We start from the raw sequence: 16,464 nt of genomic DNA, 5'->3' as shown, positions 1-16,464 counted from the left end.
TTAAATTTACTTTGCCGCGGCCTTCCTTTTACCCGCTACCTATACAATGACCTCATGGTGAATGAATCGGAATGGGGGCATGGGGATGGTTAAATACAAGTGGACGCTTATGATGACGATGCTGCTAATCGCTTTGACGGCGGCATTTCTGCTGCAAGGGATGGATCGCTCAACGGCTTCGGGCGATTTGTCGGATCCGTTTCTCGACCCTTATGCCTTATCCCTTGCGCATCGGCATGCAGGGCCGGCGATGGAGTCGGCGGCGGAGAAGGGGGTGCGAATGCAGCTGTCTTGGCCGCAGGGCGAGCCGGCAGCAGGTGAGCCATCCCTGCTTGCATTAACCGTTGTGAATGGTCGCGGAGCCACAGTCAATGACTTCGCCATTTCGAATGAGAAGCTGCTTCATCTCATCGTCGTAAGCAAGGATTTGCAGCAGTTCCAGCATGTTCATCCGGCGTATAAAGGTGACGGGCTGTTCGAGCTTCCGATTGCGTTCCCATCGGGCGGCGGATATAAGCTGTATGCGGATTTTTTGCCAAAAGGGATGAATGAGCTGACGCGAATAGGCGAGGTAGAGGTCCAGGGCGCGGCGGCTGCGCCGTCTATTTTGAAGCCAAGCGAGAGCTTGGTTGCCCATGTGGACGGCATGAAGGTTGAGCTTGCGTTCGCTGAGAAGCCGGTGCCGCAAACCGCGATGAATATGACCTACACGTTCACTGACGAGCAGACGGGCGAGCCGATTGAGGATTTGGAGCTTTACCTTGGCGCGGTGGGTCATGTTGTCGCAATTGACCAGAAGACCGAGCAGTTTATTCATATCCATCCGCTGAACTGGGCATCATCTGGGCCGCAGGCGGTATTCGGCGTCAGCTTTCCGGCGGGCGGCCTCTATAAAATATGGGGCCAGTTCCAGCGTAATGGACAGACTTTGATTGTGCCTTTTGTCATACAAGTGTAGCTGCTAGAGCCAGTGTTAATTAGATGAGCCTATCTACGAGAGCAAACTTCGGTTTCCTATTTGGAGCGGGAGAGCGTTGCTATCGCAGGTAGGCTTTTTTTGTGCTGCACGGCAAGGCAAAGCTTTACCAAAAACGGATAAACATATTAAGTTTCCTTTACCTTTATATCCGTATTCTATTACCTTCGCATGTTAGAGTATGTAACATCAACAAACGGAAAAGGGGAATGCGATGGAAGCGTGAATAACGAGCGCCAGTTGGCGAGAGCATCACCGGTTAATAGAGAAATAATAATGGGAGGGAAACTATGAGAAAGAAGAAGCTAGTCGTATCCGTTATTGCGGCATCCGTCGTTATTGCATCTATAAATATTTTTCCGGGGGCGCTTGGGCTTGGTCGGCTCAGTGCGGCGGAGATCGACAAGATCGTCTATCATCCGCTTAATCCGCTGAGTCCGCAGGAGATTGAAGAAGCAGCCGACATCATTCGCAAGTCGCAATATGGCAGCAAGGATATGTATTTCTCTGAAATTAAGCTGGAGGAGCCGGAGAAGCAAAAGGTATGGGCTTGGGATGATGCCGGAGGAGCGAAGCTGCCTAGGGAGGCGACGTTCACCCTCATTAAGGAAAACAAGCCGTATGAAGGCACGGTGAATTTAGATACGGATAAGGTCGTGTACTGGAAAGAAGTGAAGGAAGGCTGGCCATTCTACACGGAGTGGGGACAATCGGAGGCCATCGTCGAAAAGGATAAGGAAGCAGTTGCCGCACTTGCAAGGCATGGCATAACCGATCTGAGCAAAGTCTCCTTCGCAGACGGTCCGCTGGGCGACTATGGTCCAGAGCTGACACCGCCGGGCTCGCGACTTGCCATGTCGGTGCCTCGTCCGAAGATCGAGGGTGCCGTCAACAACTTTGCGCATCCGATGGATGGCCTCGCCTTCCTAGTTGATTTGAACGCCAAGAAAGTAATAAAAATTTACGAGTCGGGCAATCCTCCGGTCTCCACCGATCCGAACGATTACACGAAGGTGATCAAGACGAAGCGGACGGACGAAATTAAACCGCTCATCATCAGCCAGCCGCAAGGCGCAAGCTTCTCCGTTAAAGGGACGTCGGTCGATTGGCAGAACTGGAAGTTCCACTTCCGTCTAGATCCGCGAGTAGGGCCGATGGTGTCGACTGTATCCTATACGGAGAATGGCAATAAGCGCAAAATTATGTACGAGGGCGGTCTTGGCGGCATGATGGTTCCTTATGGCGACCCTGACGCGGCTTGGCTGTACAAAATATTTATGGATGCAGGCGAATACGGCGTAGGCTTATCGACTCGGACGCTCAACATCGGTTCCGATGTGCCGAAGAATGCGACCTTGTTCGACGCAGCCGTTAATGACACGCAAGGAAAAGCGCAAGTTATTAAAAACTCATTTGCTTTGTTCGAGCGCTACGCGGACCCGGAATGGTCGCATAACGGCGATGCGAGAGAGCGCCGCGAGCTTGTGCTGCGGGCGATTGCTACGATCGGCAACTACGATTATGTGCTTGACTGGGTGTTCCTGCAAAACGGTTCGATCAAGCTGATGGCAGGAGCAACCGGCCTGGCTCAGGTCAAAGCGGTCGATTCCAAGACGATGGCTGACAAGACAGCGGTGAGCGATACGCGTAACGGCAAGCTTGTTGATGCGAACATCGTCGCGCCGACGCATCAGCATATTTTTAGCTACAGGCTTGATTTGGATGTGGACGGGGAATCGAACTCCGTTGGCGAGATTTTGCCGAAGGCGGTTACGGTCAAAAATCCGGAATTCGCGCGCAGCGAGATGATTACGGTGGAGAAGACCTACAAGCTCGAGCAGGACGCGATTCAAAAGTTTGATCCGGACAAAATCGTCCTCGTGACGAACACGAGCAAGGAAAATAAGCTTGGTTATGCAACGGGCTATCAGGTTATGCCTTATGCAGGCGGCACTCATCCCTTTATGGAAGAACCTCTATTCACGAAAACGGACTATGTACTGAAGCGTGCGGAATTTATTAATAACCATATTTGGGTAACGCCTTACAAGAAGGATGAGCAATATTCCGAAGGCAAATATACGACGCATAACAAAGACACGGGACTTGGCCTGTGGACGCAGCAAAACCGCAGCATTGAGGATAAGGATACAGTCGTATGGCTGACGACGGGAACGACGCATGTAATGCGGGCGGAGGAATTCCCAATCATGCCGACTGAGTGGGTAACCGCTATGATTAAGCCGTTCAACTTCTTCAACGAAACGCCAACGCTGGATTTGAATAAGACAGAGTAAGAGCTTCGCTGTATAAAACAAGCTGCCGGGCGATCATAAGCCCGGCAGGTTTATACGCCGTGTTTTTTTGAAAAAACGAAGCTGGCGATAATGACTGACTTGAGTATCACCCTCATTGACAATCCTAGAACTGTACCTTAAGATTTACCTATCCGATAGGTAGTAAGGTGAGGAGCGAGAAGCAGTCTATGAGGAAAATTCAAAAAATACTAGTACATGAATTGGTATCTCAGGAAATTCAAAACTATATTCAGGAGAAAGACCTTCAAGAGGGGGATAAGCTCCCATCCGTTGAGGAAATGACACAAATGTTCGGCGTCGGCCGTTCCTCCTTGCGAGAGGCTTTGCGATATTTGGAAGCGGTAGACATCGTTCGAGTGGAGAATGGCAAGGGCATTTTTGTGAGAGACGTCCATACGTTTCGTTTTTCGGGAAAGGTTAAGATTGAGCGGGAACGCAATTATCTATTAAATACACTCGACATCCGCAGAGCGTTGGAAGGGAAGGCGGTTGAGCTGGCGTCGAAGAGCATTACACCGGCCCAAATCAAGGAATTGGAGATATGCCTTCAGCAGTACCAGGCTTTGAAGGAAAGCAATAAAGATACTTCGCAAATCGATTTGGCCTTCCATCGCTACGTGATTAAAGCCGCCCACAACCCTATTCTTGAGACGGTAATGGACTCCATTTCAGGGCTGTACGAGAAGTTCTTTAACGAGCCGCTAGGCGAGAAACAGCTGTTCGACGAGACTTATCCTTATCATAGAACGATGTTTGATGCCATAGCTGCCCATAATACGGAAGGCGCTTTAGAAGAGTTTAATAAGATGATGGATTGCATTGAAGAAAAGATTAAAAGTTTTTGATGCGAGCGCTTTATTTTGTATTGACAGGGTAAAGCGCTTTCAATATAATCTACCTATCAGACAGGACGACTGTATGATACATGTGATTTAAAGGGGGATTTAAATCGATGAGAACGCGTAGAAAAATGTTGGCTTCACTGTTATGTGCAATATTGACGATTGGTATGCTAGCGGGATGCGGAAGTAAAAATGAAGCCGAAGGCGGCAACGGTGGCGGGGACAAGGTCACGCTTCGCATGATTGAAAGCTTGACTAGCCCGAAGAGAACCGAATTGATTCAAGCCATGGTCACCAAATTTGAGGAGGCCAATCCAAACATTAAAGTGGAATTTATTTCGCCGCCATTTGATCAGGCGGACAACAAAATCAGAACGATGCTCGCGTCCAACGAGCAGATTGACGTGCTGGAAGCACGGGATTTAAACGTTGCCGAGTACGTGAACAACGAATATCTCGAGCCGCTTAACGCTTACGCCGACAAATGGAGCGACTTCGCTACGGTTAGCTCCGTATCCAAGTCGGTCGGATCGATAGGGGATAAGCTTTATTTTGTGCCTAACGGCCTCTATGAAAGACAAATGTTCTACCGTACGGACTGGCTGAAAGAAGCAGGCCTAAACCCTCCGACAACTTGGGACGAGTTGTACGAGGTAGCGAAGAAGCTAACGGATCCGGCCAAAAACCGCTTCGGCTTCTCGTTCCGCGGCGGCGCTGGCTCCACGGGAACTACGGATGCAATCATTCTAGCTTACAACGGCGACAAGGTGAACTTGGAAGACTCCATGTTTACGAAAGACGGGGCAACGGTCTATTCCACGCCTGAAGCAAAAGCAGGCATGGAGCTTTACCTGAAGCTGTACAAGGACGCTTCGCCTCCGGATTCGATCAACTGGGGCTTCCAAGAGCAAGTACAGGCATTCACGTCTGGCGTAACCGGCATATTGCTGCAGGATCCGGACGTTATCCAATCCTTGCAGGAGAAGATGACAGAAGGCACTTGGGCAACTGCTCCACTCGTAACCGGTCCAACGGGCAAAGCGCTGTTCGCAGCCGGCGGAGCCGGATGGGGGATCGCATCCCAATCCAAGCATAAGGAAGAAGCTTGGAAGCTGGTGGAATTCCTCTCCAGTCCTGAAGCGAACACAGCGTTCTCCAAGGATTACGGCTTGATTCCGATTCATACCAAAGCTACGGAAGACGAGTTCTTCAAAACCGGCCCGTACAAGACGTTAATCGACATGTCCAACAATCCGGATGTGTTCGTAAACTTCAAGCCGGCGTTCCAATATCCGGGCAACGCACAATGGGGACAAGTTGCGATGGAGTCCGGACAATCGCTGCTGCTTGGCGGTTCGAGCCTTGACGATACGCTCAAGAAGTGGGACGAATACTGGGTTGATCAGAAAGCGAAATTAAAAAAATAACGGCGTGAAGTCATGATGGGCGGCGAAATAGTTGCCGCCCATCAACCTTTATCTGCGAAAGGCGGTGCGGAAATGAAAAAACAAAAGGCGTTTATTCTATCTGGGTTGATTCCCGCCTTACTGCTCGTGCTGGCGTTCACCTACTACCCCTTTCTTAAAGGGATCGTTATGGCTTTCCAGGAATATAAGCTGTTTGATTTGCGCAATGTCCACTTCATCGGGCTAGACAACTTTAAAATTGCTTTTAAAGACCCGAAATTTTTAATGGCTATGGAGAACAGCGCGTACTGGGTGTTCTTCTCGCTCATTTTTCAATTTCTATTTGGTTTTACGCTTGCGCTCCTGCTCAAGAAACCATTTAAAGGGCGGGGAATATACCAAGGCTTCGTATTCTATTCTTGGGCGTTGTCCGGCTTCCTGATCGGGATGATCTGGAAGTGGATGTTCAACTCCCAGATTGGCGTTATCAACGACATTCTGCTCCAATTTGGCATTATTCATGAGAGAATCGGATTTCTATCAGACCCAAAATGGGCGATGACATCCGTCATTATCGCCAACGTATGGTATGGCATAGCGTTTTTCGCCATCATGCTTTTGGCGGCTTTGCAATCGGTGCCTTCCGAGCTTTATGAAGCGGCGGTAATGGACGGAGCGAACAGCTTCCGCAAGCTGTGGAACGTTACGCTGCCTTACATTCTGCCGACGATTATCGCGACCACGCTGCTGAGGGCCATTTGGATTTTCAACGATCCGACGATTATATACGGATTGACGAACGGGGGACCAGCCGGCAGTACGCATATTCTCTCTTCCCTGATGCTCGATAAAATCATTTATGCGGGAGATTACGGAGCCGCCTCTGCTATTGGCATCATTATGATCGTTATTCTGCTGCTCTATACGATCTTCTTTCTGTCAGTCACCAAGGCGGAGAAAGCGGGGGATTTCTAATGAAGCTGCGACTATTGGGAGCGTCCAAAATCATTTATTTAGCTATCTATTTGCTGATTATGGTTTTTCCGCTGTATTGGATTATCATTACATCGCTCAAGCCGCAAAAAGATATTTTTTCATTTCCGCTGAAATATTGGCCGGAACGGTTTACGCTGGACAATTATATTCATATTTTCAAAATATCAAAGTTTCATATTTACATCGGCAACAGCTTGCTGGTGGCCATTTCATCGGCGATTATCGTGCTCGTTATCGCCATCTTAAGCGCATATGTGCTTGCCCGCTTTAAGTTTCGGGGACATCGGCAAATTATGCTCGCTTTTTTCGCTACGCAAATGCTGCCCGGATTTGTAGCGCTTGCTCCGCTTTACTTGATGATGAGCAACATGGGCTTGATCAATAACCGGATTTCGCTAGTTCTTATGTACACCGTTGGCCTTATCCCATTCTCGACCATCATGCTGCGCGGGTTTTTCGAGCGGATTCCTTCGAGCTTGGAGGAAGCGGCGATGATCGACGGATGCTCAAGGTGGACGGCGCTTGTGAGAATCATCATTCCGGTCATGCTGCCGGGTATTGCTTCGACCTTCATCTTCGCCTTCGTGCAAAACTGGAATGAGCTGTTTCTGGCGGTTATGTTCATCGATAACGATGCGCTGAAGACGCTGCCGGTGGCGATGAATTCATTCATACTTAAATTTGACGTAGATTGGGGAGCGATGTCCGCCGGAGCGGTATTATCGATTATTCCAACGATTTTATTATTTGCTTTCGCCCAAAGATTCATTGTGGAAGGCTTGACGCAAGGAGCGGAAAAAGGATGAGCAAACTAGAGAAACAATTCACCAAGACAGCCTATGATCCGCTAGACAAGAGACATCATGGCGCAATTCATGTACCGATTTATCAAAACAGCCTGTTTGCCTTTGATAGCTACGATCAATTCGACGAAGCGATGAAAGCGCAGCTGGACCATCATATTTACTCGCGCGGGAACAACCCTACCGTTCAATATTTGGAGATGAAGCTGGCGGATTTGGAAGAGGCTGAGTCCGCCAAATGTTTTGCTTCGGGAATGGCCGCCATTTCCTCAAGCATTATGTCCGTCGTCTCGCAAGGCGACCACGTAATCTGCGTCAATCAGGCCTACGGCCCGACACGCGAATTTCTTGGTTCCTATATGAGCCGTTTTGGCGTGGAGACGTCGTTTATCGACGGAAGCTCAATGGAAGAGTGGCGCAGTGCCGTGCGCCCGAATACGAAGCTGTTCTATTTGGAAAGTCCGACGACGATGTATTTTGAGCTGCAGGATCTGAGGAAATGCGCGGAGCTGGCTCGAAGCATAGGCGCCGTAACCATCATTGACAATACTTGGGCGACACCGTGCTATCAAAACCCGACTAAGCTGGGGGTTGATCTGGTGGTGCATTCCATAACCAAATATATCGGCGGGCACAGCGATTGTGTCGGAGGTGTCGTGCTGGGCTCGAAAGAGCTTGTGGAGCGTATTCAGAACAATGAATATATGCTGCTTGGCGGCATTATGACTCCCCAAACGGCTGCGCTTGTAGCCAAAGGCCTGCGGACGCTTCCGCTGCGCATGCAAAGACATGAACAGAGCGGGCTGCAAGTGGCTGAGCATCTCGTTAAGCAAAGCTATGTCACCCGCGTCAACCATCCGGGCTTGCCTTCCCATCCGCAGTATGAGCTTGGGCAGAGCCAGATGTCGGGGGCAAGCAGCGTGTTCTCCTTCCTTTCCAGTGAGCCGCTCGAGAAAATGAAGGAATGGGCAAACCGTTTGAAGTATTTTAAAATCGGCGTCAGCTGGGGCGGCTTCGAAAGTTTGGTAACCGTTAATCGCCCGGTAAGCGACGAGAAAACCAGCGACCATTCGGCCGCTATCGTTAGGTTATATGTAGGAATGGAGGACCCAAGCGATCTGATTGCGGATATCAATCGGGCTTGGGAGCAAGTGTGTAATCCTGTTGCGTAGAATAAATAGCGGCTTCTCCGTGGTATTGTACCTTGGAGAAGCCGCTTTTTTGATGAGCAAGCTCAGCGTCATTCAAGCGCGGAAAAGCGGGAGCGTTAGGGAGAAAATACAGCCTTGGCCATGCTCGGGGTTAGGCATTGCGCTGAGCTGGCCGCCATGGATATCGGCAATTTCTTTGGCGATCGATAAGCCGAGTCCGCTGCCCGGTATGCCGCTGTTTCTTGACTTATCGACGCGGTAGAAGGAGTCGAACACATAAGGCAGTGACTCCTCCGGAATGCCTGCTCCGTTGTCGATGACGCGGTAGATGGCGACTTGGTCAGCGAGCTCGTATGCAAAGGTTATAGGGCTGCCCGGCTCCGAATATTTCATGGCGTTATCCAGCAGGTTGTCGATTACACGGCTGATTAGATGGGGGTCGGCGCGCAGGCGGCCGCCAGCTGCAAGCTGATTCGTATGAAAGGGACGGCGCTCCAGCTTCATATATGCTTCCCACTTCATCACGATGTCCCTGAAAAAGGCGTCTGCTTCCACAACGTCAAATTTTGCCTCCAGCTGGCGCGTTTCGAGGAGGCTCAGTTCATTTAAATTGCGAACGAATTGATTGATCGTTTGGATATCCTCGTATATTCTGCGCAAGAAGATACCCGTATCCTCGCCGCTGATCGTGCCGTCGTTAATGGCTTCGATGTAGCCGCGGATTAAGGTGATCGGTGTTTTCAAGTCATGCGATATATTCATGAACAGCTCCTTGCGCCAATGCTCGAGCCGCAGCAGCTCATCCACGCGCGCCTCCAGCTCGTTATTCATATCGCGCAGCTCTTCCGTGCGCAGCTCCACCTTATGCTCAAGCTGTTGGTTAAGCTCCGACTGCTGCTCCATTAGCTCGCGAATTTTGAGCGACATCCGGTTAAAGGAGCTTAGCAGCTGATTGAATTCGAGTGTTCGCGTATCATCTAATGAAGCGGTGAATTGGCCTTCGCCCATTTCAGCGAAGGCGCCGGCAAGCAGGTTGACGGGCCGTGACACTTTGGAGCGCAAATAAAACGAGAGGATGACGCATAAGCCAACGGCGACTAAGCCGAGCAGGGTGAGCTGGACGATGAGCCGGTCGCCTGTTTGTGTTGAAAGCTCATCCGTAGCCGCATGAATCGATTCAAGGAGCTTATGCTCCGGAATAATATAGCCGAGTATCCAATCGGTCGATGGGATGGCGCGGCTGAATACAACCTTCTGCTGGCCGCCAAGCTGCATGCGGCGGAAGCTGTTTACCGTATCTTGGCTGAAGAGGGCGGCCAAATCGAGCTGATCGATCTCGCCAGCTCCATGCTGCTGGGCGGCGATCAGCTCGTGATCGGTTCCAAGCAGCAGCGCGATGCCGTCCTCGTCGCCGAATCTCGTATCCAGTACGTTGTTAACGAAGCGTTCGATCGTTACATCAGCGGCTACGACCCCTTTTAGGACACGGTTCTCATCATAAACAGGCGTTGTTGCGGTGAACATCCAGCCTCTTGGCGTAATGTCGAGGTAGGGCTTCGTCCATGCGACCTGATTGGTCTTCGGCCTGACGTTTAAGGCATCGGAATAAAATTTGTAAGAGGTCAGCGTGTTTATGGGCTTTGCCGTCTCTTCTTCTAATGGGCCTGTATATTCCGGGTAATAGAAGGAGCCGGATTTTGGATGGATATAGTACATCGATACGATATTTTGCTTTCGGGACGATTCGGATTTGAATAGCGGAAACAAAGCTTTGCTTAGCGCCAAATCGTAAGCCTGCTCGGGAGACGGATAAGCGAGCGGGTTATCTGTGCGAATGGAAATGACGCCCATGCCGTCTGTATGCCTCTCGGTAAAACGGTGCTTCTTCGAATCGTACAGGAAGGAGATGGGCTGTACGGCCGTATGATTTTCAGTAGAGAAAATAGATTCCGCAAGCGCTTTGGACAGGAGAACCGCATCCTCGACAAGGCGGAGTTCGGTATCAATGGCGCGAACCTGCTCTTCAATATTCGCTTCGTACATGCTTATGTAATTTTTTTCGATCAGTGCGGTATTCAAAGCGCTGAAGCGATGAAGCTGAGAGGTGACCGTTTGTAAGGCGAACGCGGATAATAATAGCAGCGGAATAAGAGACACGGTCAGCATAGCCGCCAGCATTTGAAAGGCGAAGGTGCGCGGCCGGAGGAGAGCCTTAATGCTCTTTAATCGGTTCATCGAATTTGTACCCAATGCCGCGTATCGTTATGATGCGTGACGGAGACGACGGATTGCGCTCGATTTTTTTGCGTAAATGCCCGATATGCACTTGCAGGGTTTTGGTGTCGAGGCTGCTGTCATATCCCCATATATGGCTGAGCAGACGTTCGGTCGTGAGCACTTGGCGCGCGTTTTGCATGAGGTAGGCAAGCAACTGGAATTCCTTGGCGGACAGCTCGATTCGTCTGTTGTCGACGTATACCTCATGCGCGTCGATACGCAGCTGCACATGCTCGGAAGCGATCACAGCCGAAGGTGCTGACTCGGATTGCCGATTATTGACGATCCGGTTGCGGCGAAGCTGTGCCTTAATGCGGGCAACCAGCTCGATAGGACTGAAGGGCTTGCTGACGTAATCATCCGCACCGACGCTTAGCCCGACCACTTTATCGATTTCGGTATCCTTGCAGGTGAGGAACATAATCGGGACATCGGTCTTTTGCCGCAGCCTAGTGCAGAGCTCATAACCTTCCATATCGGGAAGCAGAACATCAAGCACGATAAGCGAAGGCTGCTCGTTCTCGGTAAGCTCGATCGCTTGCTTGCCGCTTGTTGCGCTCAAATGGCGGAAGCCGTCCTTGGATAAATACATGCCTACGAGCTCGCCGATTCTAACTTCATCATCTACCGTCAATATGAGTTCTCCTGGCAAGTCGATTCACCTCTTCGCATGTGATATAAACGTTACCCTTTCGTTTAAATATATACGCGAAAGAATGAATTTCGCAATATGTATGTAAGGTAATATTACATAAAAACGCTGTCATCCACGAAAAAAAGCAGATCAGCCTCAAACTGCTGATCTGCTTGGTCACACTACCTTACAAATAAAGGATTTAGTTGTTAATATAACGCTCAAAAATAGCGCCAAAATCTTTAATGCGATACTGCTTATGTGTGTTTACAAGCCAATTGAAAGCGGATTTGTTCAATCCGTCGAACTGCTCAACGACATTGAAGTCTCCTTTGTGGAAATGCTGCAGCGTTGAGGATGCGAGATCCATGCTGCGTCTTGCGTATTCAAGCGAAATTTCATTCTCGCGAGTAATTTCGGAGATTTTGATCAGCGCTTTATAAAGGTCCTTCAGCTCTTCGATATGCTTCTTGTTGACGTCGATCGAGAATGGAACGGAGCCGATGGTGAATTTGATCTCGACGTCAAGATCGACAGTGCCAGCGGTTTCAAGCGCGACCTGTGAAATTTGGTTTGAGCTGTAGGAATAACGTTTTAGCGTGCGTTTCTTGCTCAGTGCGCTTGTGCCGTCCAAATGGATAAGGGCGAGATTCGTAAAGCAGTATTCGTCGGACTTTGATTTAATGAGAAAATAAATCTTCTCATTATCCTCATGCATGACATAATCGTCAGAATCAGCTTTGCTGAAATCCGCCGGCTTGATAATGACGCCAATGTCGCTTAGTCCTAGCGCGTCTGCAGCTAATTTACCAAACATCGTACCATTCCCTTCATAATTGCTTTGACTTATTACGCACTCATTATATAATAGATTTCTGATTTTATGATCATTCATTTTAAGGTTTTTTCCTAACAGATGGATAAAATGATAAAAAATTAACAAACTGAGGACATGGCATACGTGATAACGATGTAAGTCGATAAGTGGTGAAGAACGGAGTGTTTTGTAATTGAGCAAGAAACAGGAAGATTCGAATACGCTGCACAGGGGGCTGAAGGCCCGGCATATGACAATGATATCGCTGGGAGGCTCCATTGGTACGGGGTTGTTCCTAGCAAGCGGCGGCGCTATTCATTCCGCTGGACCCGGAGGCGCGGTGCTTGCCTATGCGCTGATTGGCATTATGGTTTATTTTCTAATGACTAGCTTAGGCGAGATGGCTACCCACATGCCCGTATCGGGAACGTTCAGCACCTATGCGACTAAGTTTGTTGATCCATCGCTAGGCTTTGCGCTAGGGTGGAACTATTGGTACAACTGGGCGATCACGATTGCGGCGGAGCTGTCGGCAGCTACGCTGATTATGAAATTTTGGTTTCCGAACAGCCCTTCCATTCTGTGGAGCGGCTTGTTCCTGCTGCTTATGCTCGGTCTCAATCTCTTGTCCGTCAAGGGCTACGGAGAATCGGAATACTGGTTTGCGATGATCAAAATCGTAACGGTAATCGTGTTTATTGCGCTAGGCCTTATGATGGTGATCGGCATTTGGAACGGACCGGCCGTTGGCATCAGCAACCTGACGGATAATCCTTTCCCTGCGGGCTTTCTGGCAACTCTAGGCGTGTTCATGGCGGCGGGTTTCTCGTTTCAAGGGACGGAGCTGATCGGCGTTACGGCAGGAGAGAGCGAGAATCCGCGCGAAAATATTCCCCGTGCGATCCGCTCCATCTTTTGGCGCATTCTCTTGTTCTATATATTTGCGATTCTGCTGATCGGCATGCTGATTCCTTATTCGAATGAACAGCTGGCGAGCGGCGATATTTCGACGAGTCCGTTTACGATTATTTTCGAGAAGGCCGGGCTTGCGGTTGCGGCTTCTATTATGAATGCGGTCATCTTAACCTCCGTATTGTCGGCGGGCAACTCAGGCATGTACGCTTCCACGCGCATGCTTTGGGTGCTTGCGAAGGAGGGCAAAGCGCCTCGTTTTCTAGCTCGCCTTAATCAGCGCGGCGTTCCGGTCGCGTCGCTTCTCGTAACGGGGGCGCTCGGCATGCTAGCTTTTCTTGCCTCGTTCTTTGGCGACGGGGTTGTCTATGTATGGCTGCTCAATGCATCCGGCATGTCTGGGTTTATCGTTTGGCTAGGCATTGCCATCAGCCATTACCGGTTCCGCAAAGCTTACGTAGCTCAGGGACGGGATCTGAAGGAGCTTGCCTACCGTGCCAAGTGGTTCCCCTTCGGTCCGATACTGGCGATGCTGCTCTGTATAGTCGTCATTGGCGGACAGTTCATCGGAGCGATCAAGGACGGCCGCATCGACTGGCCTTATATGATTGCTTCCTATATCGGAATCCCGTTGTTCCTCGCCATCTTTATCGGACACAAATGGAAGCATCGTACTCGCATGCTTACGCTTGCTGAATGCAAGCTGGACCCGGAGGAGTAGACGGCAGCAACTTAAAGAAAAAGAAGGTCTCTATCAGGCTGCTGCCCGATAGAGACCTTCTTTGTTTTGTGCGGCGATCAAATGGTTGTCTACTCGAATGCTTTGAACGGAATAGCGAATTCCGGCATGCCTTCTGCATAGGAGGTGTATTCGTATTGACCAAATGCGATCACAACAGCGCCATGCTTAAGGTAGAAGTCGCGATCCGGCTTAATTCCCTCAAACGGCGAGATCAGAAGCAGCTTTCTAGCCTTGATTTGCTCACGAATAGAGGCGTCGATAATAGAGGTGTAATTCAAATTGCCGCTCGTTACATCCTCAAGCTTAAGCTCCTCGCCCGTCATAAGATCGAACGTGTACGACACGCGCTCGGTCATGCCATGCGCACCGCCGAGATAGGAATAGTAGTCGACGTAGAGACTGACCGTATTTTGCTCGTTATACGTGATGGTATAAGCGCCGTCGAAGGATAAGACAGGCATCGTCATGTCTTTATTGTTCGCTTCCATTTCTTTGTTGTCCGCAGCAGCTTTGGCAATAGCTTGCTGGCCTGAGGCGGCATAGGTTTCTGCTTCTTGCTTTAGAAACTCATTGATCTTGGTCTGTGACGCTTCGTTCGTATAACCCGTTATGACCGGATAATGGATGAGCAAGGATTGGTCCTTCGTCACTTTGCTGATCGTTTCCGTGCCGATGGACAGCGCGTTTTCTTTGATTGTCTCAATGCCAACGGTACGCGTTTTGCCGTCATACGAAATACCATAGCCCATTCGCTCCAAAACAAATCGAAGCGGCAGGTAGGTGGAGCCGTTAATTAAAATCGCGGGATTGCCATATAAAGGCTGGCCGTTTAGCTTGTAGCTGCCATCATCGGGTGAGGCGGAAAGTGTTCTGTCACGCCCTTTGATGACAACCGATCTGGTTGCCGCATCCCAGCTTGTCGAGAGCCCAAGCTTATTATTAAGCGCACGGATGCTGATATACGTATTTCCATCTACATTGGCGGTAGGTATGGAAGAGCGGATGCCGTCTATGACAAAAGGCTGCGAGACGATTTTTAGCTGCTGCGCGGCCGCGGCTGCTACCCCGCCGCCAGGGAGCCATCCTGCAACGGGAGCGGACGCAAATAGCATAGCGGCAGCGATAACGGTTGCGGCCTTGCGAGTTGAACGTGATTGTTTAGGGCTTGTGTGCTTCATTGAAAAACCTCCTCATGGATAGTGGGTTTAAGCATAGACGAGAGAATGAATCTTGATGTTGCATACGAAAAGAAGCTGCTTCTGGTCATTAACCTTCAGGCAGCTTCTTTAAACAGGAATAAGCCTATTTTTTTGTAGCAATGGAGAAAATAACCGTCTTCGTCGCTGCGTCCACTTGAATGCTGACGTTGTCGGTGCCGATCAGCTTCTGCTGGGAGGCTACCTTTGCGCCCGACTCGACGCGCTTGCTAAGATCGTTGAACAGCTCCTTGAACGTGGAGGCGTTATAGCCGAACAGCTGGTTGGCGAATTGCTCGACAACCTCTTTGTTGCGGGCAAGCGTGCCCTCGCGAAGCCTCATCGTAATGCCGTAGGTATTGTATTGCGGATCAAGCCATACAGCCGCTTCCTCATTTAGTGCCGCCGAGCCGGAAGGACGGTTCATTACGCTGTCTTTCTCCGATTGATCCTTGAAGAGGCGAAGCGTCGTTTCGTACAAGTCATGATTCGAGCCCCGCAATTGCCCCGCCACAAGAAGCGCTTCGTAAGCGTCCCACATCCGTTTGTCTGGGAAAATAATAATTTTTTTGCCGCCGCCAGCAGTTGGAACGACACGCTCCAGCTTCTCGGGAGAGACGGGCACGGCTAGCCGCTTCGATTTGTCGGTAAGACGGTTCAGAATGACAAGCGACTCCGCGCGAGTGACGGTATCGCCAACGCCGAAGAAGCCGTTCGGGTAACCCTGCATAATGCCCTTAACAAGCGTCTCGGCGATAAACTTTTGCTCGCGCTCGGTGGCGCCCATGAGATCGCCGTAGGCTTGGGCCATTTTCTGGCCGAACAATCCGTCCTCAAGAAATTCCGTTTCCTGAATGGTGTAGTAGACAATTTCTGCGACGTTCTCGCGGGTCATGTCGGCTTGGAAATCGTTATATCTGCTCTTGTTCAGAAAATGAAGATCGCTTGCTACATCTATGAACTGCTTAGCCCAATAGCCTACCGGGCTTGGCTTGAAGTCGAAATAGCGGTAATCCTGCTTCAAAATGGCTTGGTTCTCTTCGCTAAGCGATTGAAGGAACGGTATGTTCCAGCTTCGCGAACCGTTTTGATGCAAATCGGTATACGAAAGAATGAGCATTTTAATAAATTGATCAACCTTCACGGGTTCTTGTGGTCGGAAGGTCCCGTCCGGATATCCGTCTAAAATCCCTTGTTTTACCATATCGTTAATCGTTTTCTCCGCCCAATGGCCTTTAATATCTTTGAATATGGGCGTCGATGACGCTGCTATTGCTTGTTCATTTGCGAGTGAGCCAGAGAACGCTGCCCAAAAAACGGTGATGACGACTGCGATTAAAGCGAAACGCTTCATAAAATATCCCCCTAATTTATAAAAAACGATATATTCCGAC

Annotated in this window: 13 protein-coding genes; 8 read left to right on the top strand and 5 right to left on the bottom strand. The window is 49.9% G+C overall.

All coding sequences use genetic code 11. The features are described from left to right. Positions 1–85 precede the first annotated feature (85 nt). From ADU23_RS06730 to ADU23_RS06700, 7 genes are all read left to right on the top strand, one after another. A complete protein-coding gene (locus ADU23_RS06730; protein ID WP_053373042.1) occupies positions 86–958 on the top strand; it encodes a hypothetical protein in 873 nt (290 codons plus the stop codon). A gap of 308 nt (positions 959–1,266) precedes the next feature. Beyond that, on the top strand, positions 1,267–3,273 hold the full coding sequence (locus ADU23_RS06725) for a copper amine oxidase (protein ID WP_053373041.1): 2,007 nt from the start codon (positions 1,267–1,269) through the stop codon (positions 3,271–3,273). A 188-nt stretch (positions 3,274–3,461) separates the two neighbouring features. Then, on the top strand, positions 3,462–4,139 hold the full coding sequence (locus ADU23_RS06720) for a FadR/GntR family transcriptional regulator (protein WP_053373040.1): 678 nt from the start codon (positions 3,462–3,464) through the stop codon (positions 4,137–4,139). A gap of 107 nt (positions 4,140–4,246) precedes the next feature. Continuing rightward, positions 4,247–5,563 (top strand): ABC transporter substrate-binding protein, encoded by a 1,317-nt coding sequence (locus ADU23_RS06715; RefSeq protein ID WP_231637328.1) that lies wholly within the window; start codon positions 4,247–4,249, stop codon positions 5,561–5,563. 72 nt (positions 5,564–5,635) lie between these two features. Next, positions 5,636–6,517, top strand: a complete 882-nt coding sequence (locus ADU23_RS06710; RefSeq protein ID WP_053377504.1) for a carbohydrate ABC transporter permease — start codon at positions 5,636–5,638, stop codon at positions 6,515–6,517. Beyond that, entirely contained in the window at positions 6,517–7,344 is an 828-nt protein-coding gene (locus ADU23_RS06705; protein ID WP_053373039.1) for a carbohydrate ABC transporter permease, read from the top strand. The genes ADU23_RS06710 and ADU23_RS06705 overlap by 1 nt, the downstream gene beginning before the upstream one ends. After that, positions 7,341–8,513, top strand: a complete 1,173-nt coding sequence (locus ADU23_RS06700; protein WP_053373038.1) for a trans-sulfuration enzyme family protein — start codon at positions 7,341–7,343, stop codon at positions 8,511–8,513. Before ADU23_RS06705 ends, ADU23_RS06700 begins: the two co-directional genes overlap by 4 nt. 72 nt (positions 8,514–8,585) lie before the next feature. Here the strand turns inward: ADU23_RS06700 and ADU23_RS06695 are convergent, their stop codons facing one another. From ADU23_RS06695 to ADU23_RS06685, 3 genes are all read right to left on the bottom strand, one after another. After that, the gene (locus ADU23_RS06695; RefSeq protein WP_053373037.1) at positions 8,586–10,727 is read right to left on the bottom strand and encodes a HAMP domain-containing histidine kinase; all 2,142 of its coding nucleotides are present in this window, start codon (positions 10,725–10,727) and stop codon (positions 8,586–8,588) included. Beyond that, complete coding sequence (locus tag ADU23_RS06690; protein ID WP_231637327.1) at positions 10,705–11,403, bottom strand: response regulator transcription factor; 699 nt, start codon at positions 11,401–11,403, stop codon at positions 10,705–10,707. The genes ADU23_RS06695 and ADU23_RS06690 overlap by 23 nt, the downstream gene beginning before the upstream one ends. Positions 11,404–11,605: 202 nt before the next feature. Then, positions 11,606–12,220, bottom strand: a complete 615-nt coding sequence (locus ADU23_RS06685) for a PH domain-containing protein (RefSeq protein WP_053377503.1) — start codon at positions 12,218–12,220, stop codon at positions 11,606–11,608. 250 nt (positions 12,221–12,470) lie between these two features. On the opposite strand from ADU23_RS06685, the gene ADU23_RS06680 reads away from it, so the two are divergent. Beyond that, positions 12,471–13,853 (top strand): amino acid permease, encoded by a 1,383-nt coding sequence (locus ADU23_RS06680; RefSeq protein WP_082198434.1) that lies wholly within the window; start codon positions 12,471–12,473, stop codon positions 13,851–13,853. 89 nt (positions 13,854–13,942) lie between these two features. On the opposite strand, the gene ADU23_RS06675 is transcribed toward ADU23_RS06680, so the two are convergent. Together ADU23_RS06675 and ADU23_RS06670 are read right to left on the bottom strand one after the other, a co-directional pair. After that, entirely contained in the window at positions 13,943–15,052 is a 1,110-nt protein-coding gene (locus ADU23_RS06675) for a stalk domain-containing protein (RefSeq protein WP_053373034.1), read from the bottom strand. Positions 15,053–15,176: 124 nt separating this feature from the next. Continuing rightward, a complete protein-coding gene (locus tag ADU23_RS06670; protein ID WP_053373033.1) occupies positions 15,177–16,424 on the bottom strand; it encodes an S-layer homology domain-containing protein in 1,248 nt (415 codons plus the stop codon). Positions 16,425–16,464: the final 40 nt, after the last annotated feature.

The sequence above is a fragment of the Paenibacillus sp. FJAT-27812 genome (assembly GCF_001273905.1).
Lineage (GTDB): Bacteria > Bacillota > Bacilli > Paenibacillales > Paenibacillaceae > Pristimantibacillus.
This window is presented reverse-complemented; position numbering and strand designations above follow the sequence as displayed.